The sequence below is a fragment of the Amycolatopsis circi genome, assembly GCF_003385235.1.
GTDB classification, from domain to species: domain Bacteria; phylum Actinomycetota; class Actinomycetes; order Mycobacteriales; family Pseudonocardiaceae; genus Amycolatopsis; species Amycolatopsis circi.
Map to the genome: position 1 here is coordinate 1 of NZ_PQIA01000223.1, position 8,620 is coordinate 8,620.

Below are 8,620 nucleotides of genomic sequence, written 5' to 3' on the forward strand. Positions count from 1 at the left end.
TCCATCAACAGCATCTTCGCTCGCTTCCGCGCCATGGGCACACCACAACGCCGATCAGGCGACAGACCCGGCAACCCACCCCACCAGGGTGTGTCACATGCCGAGAGACACAAACTGTGTCACAACAGCTGCGACTCAACAGGGACTCTGAGTCCGTGAAGGTTCCCCTCACGTCCTTTGAACGGGTTACTTAGCGGGGAGGATGCGGCCCCGGACTTCGCCGAAGCCCAGGGTCGCGCCGCTGCTGGTGGTGGCGGCACCGGTGATGGTGACCTGGTCGCCGTCTTGCAGGAAGGTGCGTTGCTCGCCGTTGACGGTCAAGGGGGCCCGGCCGCCCCAGGAGAGTTCCAGGAATGAACCCCGTTCCGTTGGTTCCGCCCCGGAGATCGTGCCGGAGCCGTAGAGGTCGCCGGTGCGGGCGGAGGCACCATTGACGGTCAGGTGGGCCAGCATCTGCGCGGGGGACCAGTACATCTCGCGGTACGGCGGGCGGGCTACCTCCTGGCCGTTCCACTGCACCGCCAGGTTGATGTCCAGGCCCCACGGCGACGTTTCCCGCAGGTAGGGCAGCGGTTCCGGTGACGTCTGGCCGGGCAGCGGCACGCGGGCCTCGGCCAGCGCCAGGACCGGGACCACCCACGGCGAGATCGACGTCGCGAAGCTCTTGCCCAGGTTCGGGCCCAGCGGGACGTACTCCCAGGCCTGGATGTCGCGCGCGGACCAGTCGTTCAGCAGGACCGCGCCGAAGACGTGGCGAGGGAAGTCGTCCGGCGAGATCGGGGTGTTGGCGGGGGTGCCAGCGCCGACGACGAAGCCCAGTTCCGCCTCGATGTCCAGGCGGGTGCTCGGGCCGAAGACCGGGCCGTCCTCGCCCTTGCGCTGGCCGCTCGGGCGGACCACGTCGGTGCCGGACACGTAGACCGTGCCGGAGCGGCCGTGGTAGCCGACCGGGAGGTGTTTCCAGTTGGGCAGCAACGGTTCCGCGTCCGGACGGAACAGCCGGCCGACGTTCGACGCGTGGTGTTCCGAGGCGTAGAAGTCCACGTAGTCGGCGACTTCGATCGGCAGGTGCAGCTTGACGTCACCGATCGCGTGCACGGCTTCGGCGGGCACCTCGCCGGTGACCAGCGTCTGCAGCCGCGTGCGGACCTCGACCCAGCGGTCGTAGCCCTGCGCCATGAAGGCGTTCAGCGTCGGCTCGGCGAAGACCGCGTCGCCCAAGGCGATCGACAGGTCCAGCACGTGCTCGCCCACGCGCACGCCCACTCGGGGACTGCCGTCGCCTGCCGAGAAAACGCCGTACGGCAGGTTTTCGACGCCGAAGGGGGAGCCGGCGGGGATGTCGAGCACGGTCATGCGGGGGCTCCGATCAGGCCTAGGTCTGTCAGTTCGGTGAGCGGGTCGGTGATGCTGCAGGTGCCGAACGAGGTGAAGTCAGCGCGGGCCGCGGCCAGGCGTTCCGGGGCCAGCGCGCGGATGCGGTCGGCGACCGCGGCGCCGTCGCGTTCGGCAAGCAGCGCAACGACTTCCTCGTCCTCGGCACCGCGGCCGACCGCTTCGGCAGCGAGCAAAAGATTCAAGAATCCGTGCTGTTCAAAGCCGGTCGTCGGATCGGTGTTGCGGATCGCGTGGTGCAGGCCCGCGGTCGCCTTGAACGGCACGCCTGCCTCGGCGGTCGCGCGGATCGCGGCGGCCAGCTCGGCTTCGTCCGGGTAGTACTCGGCCGACGTGCCGCCGGTGCGGAACTTCGCCTTGTGCGGCGTGCCGGAAAGCGCCTGCAGCAACGGAACCCGGCGTTCGTCGCGCGGGATCTCCACGGCGACGGGAACCGGGCAACCGTCCACTGCGGACAGAAACCCGGCGACGCTCATTCCTTGCGGCACCGCGATTTCCAGCGATTCAACAGTCACTGGCAGGCCGCCGACGGCCTTGAGCACGTCGGTGATCCCGCTCGGCCCGGCGGGCAGCGTCACGGTGAGCGACAGGGTGGTTTCCCGGCCCACAACGACTTCTGCCAGCTCCGCCAAGCCGGACGCCGCGACGACCAGCGGGCCGACCATCGCGGCGTACGACGAAGCAGTGTGCCGATCGTGCGCGGCGACGGCGTCCGGCAGCGGCGCGAGGCCGGGCGGGAAGACCGCGGCGTCGTCCAGCAGGCCGCGGGTCAGTGCGTCGGTCACGACTGCGGTCCCCGTCCTGCCCAGGTCCAGGCATAGCCGGGGTCGTCGCTCGCGTGGCCGCCCTCGCCGATTTCCAGCGGGCGGAACGTGTCGACCATGACGGCCAGTTCGTCGAAGAACTCCGCGCCGATCGAGCGCTCCACCGCGCCCGGCTGCGGGCCGTGGCTGTGCCCGCCGGGGTGCAGGCTGATCGAGCCCTGCCCGATGCCGGACCCCTTGCGCGCCTCGTAGTTCCCGCCGCAGTAGAACATCACCTCGTCGGAGTCCACATTGGAATGGTAGTACGGCACCGGGATCGACAGCGGGTGGTAATCGACCTTGCGCGGGACGAAGTTGCAGATGACGAAGTTGTTGCCCTCGAACACCTGGTGCACGGGCGGCGGCTGGTGCACGCGGCCGGTGATGGGCTCGAAATCGGAGACGTTGAACGTGTACGGGTAAAGGCAGCCGTCCCAGCCGACCACGTCGAACGGGTGCGTCGGGTACACGTAGCGCGTGCCGACGACGCCGCGCGAGCCGCGGTGCTTCACCAGCACCTCGACGTCGGTGCCCTCGGCGAGCAGCGGCTCGGCCGGGCCGTGCAGGTCGCGCTCACAGTACGGCGCGTGCTCCAGCAACTGGCCGTAGCGCGACAGGTAGCGCTTCGGCGGCGCGATGTGCGAGTTCGCCTCGATCACATAGGCGCGCAACGGCTCCGGGCCCTTCGGCACCCAGCGGTGCGTAGTGGCGCGAGGGAGGATGACGTAATCGCCGGCGCGGGCGGGCAGTGCGCCGAACACCGTCTCGACGACCGCTTCGCCGGACTCGACGTACACGCATTCGTCGCCGATCGCGTTGCGGTACAACGGGGAAGCCTCGCCGGCGGCGACGTAGGAGATGCGCACGTCGCCGTTGCCGAGCACGAGCCGGCGGTTGCTGACGACGTCCGCGCTCTTCCAGTCCTGGCCCGGGAACAGCGTGTGCAGCTTGAGGTGCAACGGCTTGAGCGGCCGGTTCTCGGTGAGCGTCTGGTCCGGCAGTTCCCACGGCGTCGCGTCGACGATCGCGGACGGGATGCCGCGGTGGTAGAGCAGCGACGAGTCGGAGGAGAAGCCCTCCTCGCCCATCAGCTCCTCGGAATAGAGCCCGCCTTCGGGCGTGCGGTGCTGGGTGTGCCGCTTAGGCGGGATGCTGCCCGCGCTGCGGTAGTAGGCCATGGGTCGCCTCCTCGGCGCGAAGTAATCAAAGTATGTACTACTTTCCGGCCAGCCTAGTCCACGGACTGGCCGGGGGAAAGGGCTAGCGCTTGGCTGAGAAGTCCGTGAGGGGAACCCTGAGGGACTCAGAGTCCCTCAGGGTTCCCCTCACGGACGGCGGTGCGGCGAGTTAGCGGCGGGTCGCGAACCCGGCCCGGCCGGAGATGAGCTTGTCCAGCAGCAGCACCAGCACGCGCTGCTCGGCCTCGGTGAGCACCTCGACCCACCCGGCCTCGCGTTCGTTCTGCGCCTCGAACACCTCGAGCATCTCCGCTTGCCCGGCCTCGGTGAGCGAAAGCCGCACCGAGCGGCCGTCCGTCTCGCCCGGCGTCCTGGTCAGCAAACCCTCGCTGACCAGGGTCTTCGCCAGATTCGACACCGCCGCGCGGCTCATCCCGGTGAGCCGCGCGGCTGCGGACGGTTCGAGTGGCCCGGCCAGCCACACGACGAACAGCACGCGGAACGCCGACCACGACCTCCCGCGCGGCCGGTGCACGGCGGATTCGAGGTCGTAGGTGACCAGGTTCGACGCCCGGTTCAGCGTCAGCAGCACCTCGGTCGCCAGCTGGTGGCGGAACCCGAACTCCTGCGACAACCTGCGGTTGGCCAGCGCGATGAACGACCAGAAGTCGAGCGAGTCCGGGTCCGGCGGCGCGGCGGAGTCCTGCATGGACAGCACGGTACCCGCGCCGCCGGGATAATCAAACTCGAAACTACTTCACTGGACGAGACAGGCGGGAGCCCGTGTCGCGCGGCACCTTCAGGAACGTCAGCATCACCGCGGCCAAGATCAGACAGCCGATCGGGAAGTACAGCCCGACCGTCACGTCGGTCTCGGTGGCCGCGAGCCCGATCGCGTACGGCCCGAAGAACCCGCCGAGCGCGGCGATCGAGTTGATCGCCGCCAGGCCGACCGCCGTGTGCTCCTTCGACAGCACTCGCGCGGCCATCGCCCAGTACGGCGCGAGGTAGCCGAGTACGCCGATCGCCGCCAGCGAGAGGCTGATCAGCGACAACGCCGGCACGGTCTTGAACTGCATCGCGCCGAAGAACCCGATCGCCGCCACCAGCACGGTGCCGATCACGTGTCCCTTGCGCTCGCCGGTCCGGTCGGAGTTGCGGGCGAGCAGCAGCATGCCGACCGCGCCGACCACGTACGGGATCGCGCCGAGCAGGCCGATGTTGGTCGAGGAGTACTTCGGGTCGAGCTGTTTCACGATCAGCGGCAGGAAGAACGTCAGCCCGTACAGGCCGCAGGCGATGAAGAGGTTGGAAATCGCCAGCAGCAGCACTTTGCCGTCACGAACCGCGCGCAGCTGGCCGAGGAACGTTTCCTTCTCCTCCGGCACGTACTCGCGGTCGATCTCGGCCTGCAGCCAGGAGCTTTCCTCGGCGGTCAGGAACTTCGCGTCGGCGGGCTTGTTCGGCAGGTAGAAGAAGGTCAGCAGGCCGATCAGCACCGCGGGCACGCCCTGCAGGATGAAGACCCACTGCCAGCTGCTCATGCCGAACCAGTGCACGTGGTCGAGGATCCAGCCGCCGAAGAGGCTGCCGAGGATCAGCGCGATCGGCTGCGCGAGCGCGAGCGTCGCGATGGCCCGGCCGCGTTCCTTGCCGCGGAACCAGAAGGTCAAGTACAGCAGCAGCCCGGGGAACAGGCCCGCTTCGGCGACGCCGAGCAGGATCCGCGCGATCATCAGGTGCGTCACGCTCGCGACGAACCCGGTCAGCACGGTCACGATGCCCCAGCTGACCGCGATCCGGCTGAGCCACAGCCGGGCCCCGACCTTCTTCATGATCATGTTGCTGGGGACCTCGAACACCACGTAGGCGAGGAAGAAGATCGCCGACGCGACGCCGAAGGTCGCGGCAGTGATGGTGAGCTCTTTGGCCATGCCGAGCTGGGCGTAGCCGATGTTCGCCCGGTCCATGTAGTTGAAGATGTAGAGCAGCAGGACGATCGGCATGACGCGGACGCCGACCTTGCGGACGGTTCGTCTGGCCAGCGGGGAGTCCGCCGTGGTGGCGGCTGCGGCGGGGACGGACATGGGGTTCTCCTCGACGGTGAGCAGTACTGTGCTGATCGTTACTAATCCGACCACAGTCACGGCCTAATGGCTTCGTAGCAACGGTTACGTGCCGGGGCGGGGACGGCCTGCTTTTGGTTGGATTAGTAAGTCTGAGGGGTCAGGCAGCGGCGGAGCGACCGGCGATGCGGCCCATGGTGACGGCGTTGGCGACCGCGTTGCCGCCGCCGACGTAGCGGAAGCCGAGCACGCCCGCACCGGCCTCGCCCGCGGCGAACAGCCCGGGCACGCGGTCGCCGCGGACATCGAGCACCGCGGCGCTGGAGTCGATTTCCAGCCCGGCGTGCGTGCAGACCAGTTCGGCGGGCAGCGTGCGGGCGGCGAAGAACGGGCCGGTGGCGATTTTCGCGGGCGGTTCGGTAGCTCCCTTGGCGGACAGCGTTTCGTGCCGCAGGAACTCCGGATCCTCGCCAGTGGGGAGTTGGGTGTTCCATCTGTCCACAGTGGCCTGGAGGGTGTCGGCGGGCACGTTCATCTTGCCCGCCAATGCCTCCAGTGTGTCAGCACGGAGGGTGCGACCGGCGTCCGCTTCGGACAGAACGTGGTCGGCGTTCCAATGCGCGTAGCCCGGCGGGAGGTCGCGGCGCGCTCGGTCGTCGAAGACCATCCACACTGGACCGTCCTGCGCGGAAATGATGCCGCTGGACACCGCGTACGACGCGTCCTCGTCCATGAACCGGCGGCCGTGCGCGTTCACCAAGACTCGCGAGCGCGGCGGGAAACCGGACTGCCAGTGGTGCAGACGCTGAAAATACGCGGTCGGCAGCAGCAATCCCCAGCCCTCGCCGGTGATCGAGGCGGACACCTGCTCGCCGAACGCGAAATGGTCACCCCTCGAACCGGGCGCGGCGACGACGAACAGATCCTCGCCCGCCGCGTCCGCGTCCGCGTAGTACCGCGAGCGAAGTGCGGGGTCCTGGGCGAATCCGCCGCTCGTCACGATCACCGAGTTCGCGCGGACCTCGATGCCGTCGGCGACCACGCCAGCGACCCGGCCGTCCTCCACGAGCAGCCGTTCGACGCGGGTGTTCAGCACCGCTTCGGCGCCAGCCTTGCGGCGCGCACGGTCGAGCACCTGGACGAGGCCGTAACCCTGGTCCTTCGGCACGTGCCCGCGCCAGACATCCTCGACGCCTGCGCGGGTCAGGCCCGGGGTGTGCGCGTCGTGCGACACCTTCGCCGGGATTTCCGCACCGAGCCCGATCAGCCATTCGACGGCTGGACCGGCTTCGCGGCAGAACGTCTTGAGCAGGCCGGGTTTCAGCTGCCACTGGTTGAGGTCGAGGTAGTGCTGGAAAAACCGTTCCGGCGTGTCCTCGATGCCCAGTTCGCGCTGGACGCTCGTGCCCGCCGCGGTGAGCATGCCCGCGGACAGCTGGGTGGAACCGCCGAGTTCTTTCTCCGACTCGAACAGCATCACCGAGGCACCGTGCTCGGCCGCGGAGACAGCGGCAGCCAGACCCGCGCCGCCTCCGCCGATCACCACGACGTCCGCGTCGACGCTCATCCCAGATCACCTCCGGTTTCGGCGAGAATGCGATGGTAGAGGCCGTTCGAGACGAGACCGCCGTCCACAGTGACCTCGCTTCCGGTCAGGTAGGTGGACCGGTCCGACAGCAGGAACAGCACCGTGTCGGTGATTTCCTTGGGGTCGGCCATCCTTCCGGCGGGCACACTGTCCACAGCGGACTTGACGAACGCGTCCGCGCCCGCCAGCAGCCCGGTGTCGACCAGTCCGGGGTGGACGGAGTTGACCCGGATCCGCCACTTCGCGAAATTGCCCGCGGCGGACTTCGACAATCCGGTCAAGCCCCATTTGCTCGCCGAGTAGGCGGGGGAGAAGTAGCCGATCTGGCCGGAGATCGACGAGATGTTCACGATCGAACCGCCGCCCGAATCGCGCATCAGCGGCGCGGCCGCGCGCATCCCGTGGAACGGCCCGGACAGGTTCACCGCCAGCACGCGGTCCCAGACCTCGGCGGTGGTGTCCTGGAATTCCAGCCGCCGCGAGATCCCGGCGTTGTTCACGAGCCCGCCGAGCGAACCGTGCTCGGCGCGGATCCGGTCGAGCACGCGAGTCCACTGTGCTGGCTCGACGACGTCCATTGTGTACGGAGTCGCCGCACCGCCGTTCACGCGGATCTCGTCCGCGATTTCGTCCGCACCAGCGAAATCCGCGACGCAGACGTGCACGCCGCGTTCGCCGAGCGCGCGGGCGTGTTGCGCGCCCATTCCGTTCGCCGCGCCCGTCACGAGCACGACGTCCGGGTAGCGCACGGCTTCGGTGGCGTCAGACATGCCGGGAGCCGCCGTCGACCGCGAGGCTGTGCCCGGTCACGTACCGCGAACTGTCCGAAAGCAGGAACAGCAGGACGCTGCAGACCTCTTCCGGCGAGCCGATCCGGTGCAGCGGCACCGCGTCCAGCGCTTTGGCCAGCGCGGGAGCGTCGTCCTGGATCCAGCGGGTCATCTCGGTGTCGATGTAGCCCGGGGCAATGGAATTGACCCGGATGCCCTGGTCGCCGAGTTCCACCGCGAGCGATTCGGTGAGGTGCGCGACGGCCGCCTTCGAACTGCAGTACGCAGCGCGGCCCTTGCGCACGCGGACCGCGGACACCGACGCCATGTTGACGATCGCGCTGCCCGGTTCCATCCGCGCGGCTGCGGCCTGCGCACCGAACAGCACGCCCTCGACGTTCACCGAAAGCGTCGAGCGGATCTGCTCCGGGGTGATGTCGGGAACCTCGCCGTAGGGGAAGATTCCGGCGTTGTTGACCCAGAAGTCGATGCGGCCGAACTCGTCGATCGCGCGCTGGGCGAGCGCGACGTGGTCCTCGGCGCGGGTGACGTCCACAGCGGACGCGACGATCCGGCCCGGCTTGTCCTCAATGGACTCAGCGGCCAGGGCGACGGTCAGCTCGTCGGCGGTGGCGGTCATCGCGGCGGTGTCGAGATCGCCGCCCACCACGTGCACCCCGCGCGTGGCGAGACCGGCGGCGAACCGCGCGCCCATGCCGCGGGCCGCGCCGGTGACCACGGCGACCTTGCCCGGCATCTCCGGGTAACGCGCGGTCGCGGGCTGGTGCAGCACCCGGCCGGGGCCGGTGCTGCACCAGCC

At 68.9% G+C, this 8,620-nt stretch carries 8 protein-coding genes; all 8 read right to left on the reverse strand.

Annotation, left to right across the window (positions count from 1 at the left end; all coding sequences use genetic code 11):
• Positions 1–186: 186 nt before the first annotated feature.
• Complete coding sequence (gene fahA, locus D0D37_RS44565) at positions 187–1,356, reverse strand: fumarylacetoacetase (RefSeq protein WP_116206599.1); 1,170 nt, start codon at positions 1,354–1,356, stop codon at positions 187–189.
• Positions 1,353–2,210, reverse strand: coding sequence for a hypothetical protein (locus tag D0D37_RS44570; RefSeq protein ID WP_116206600.1), 858 nt, complete (start codon positions 2,208–2,210; stop codon positions 1,353–1,355). The genes fahA and D0D37_RS44570 overlap by 4 nt, the downstream gene beginning before the upstream one ends.
• On the reverse strand, positions 2,177–3,376 hold the full coding sequence (locus D0D37_RS44575; RefSeq protein WP_116206601.1) for a homogentisate 1,2-dioxygenase: 1,200 nt from the start codon (positions 3,374–3,376) through the stop codon (positions 2,177–2,179). Before D0D37_RS44575 ends, D0D37_RS44570 begins: the two co-directional genes overlap by 34 nt.
• 169 nt (positions 3,377–3,545) lie before the next feature.
• Complete coding sequence (locus D0D37_RS44580; protein WP_116206602.1) at positions 3,546–4,085, reverse strand: MarR family winged helix-turn-helix transcriptional regulator; 540 nt, start codon at positions 4,083–4,085, stop codon at positions 3,546–3,548.
• A 43-nt stretch (positions 4,086–4,128) separates the two neighbouring features.
• The gene (locus D0D37_RS44585) at positions 4,129–5,463 is read right to left on the reverse strand and encodes an MFS transporter (RefSeq protein ID WP_116206603.1); all 1,335 of its coding nucleotides are present in this window, start codon (positions 5,461–5,463) and stop codon (positions 4,129–4,131) included.
• 139 nt (positions 5,464–5,602) lie between these two features.
• A complete protein-coding gene (locus tag D0D37_RS44590) occupies positions 5,603–7,009 on the reverse strand; it encodes an FAD-dependent oxidoreductase (RefSeq protein WP_116206604.1) in 1,407 nt (468 codons plus the stop codon).
• Entirely contained in the window at positions 7,006–7,800 is a 795-nt protein-coding gene (locus D0D37_RS44595; RefSeq protein ID WP_116206605.1) for an SDR family NAD(P)-dependent oxidoreductase, read from the reverse strand. The genes D0D37_RS44590 and D0D37_RS44595 overlap by 4 nt, the downstream gene beginning before the upstream one ends.
• Positions 7,793–8,620 (reverse strand): SDR family NAD(P)-dependent oxidoreductase (locus D0D37_RS44600; protein WP_244223899.1); only part of this gene is annotated, 828 nt, incomplete at its 5' end. The genes D0D37_RS44595 and D0D37_RS44600, both read right to left, overlap by 8 nt.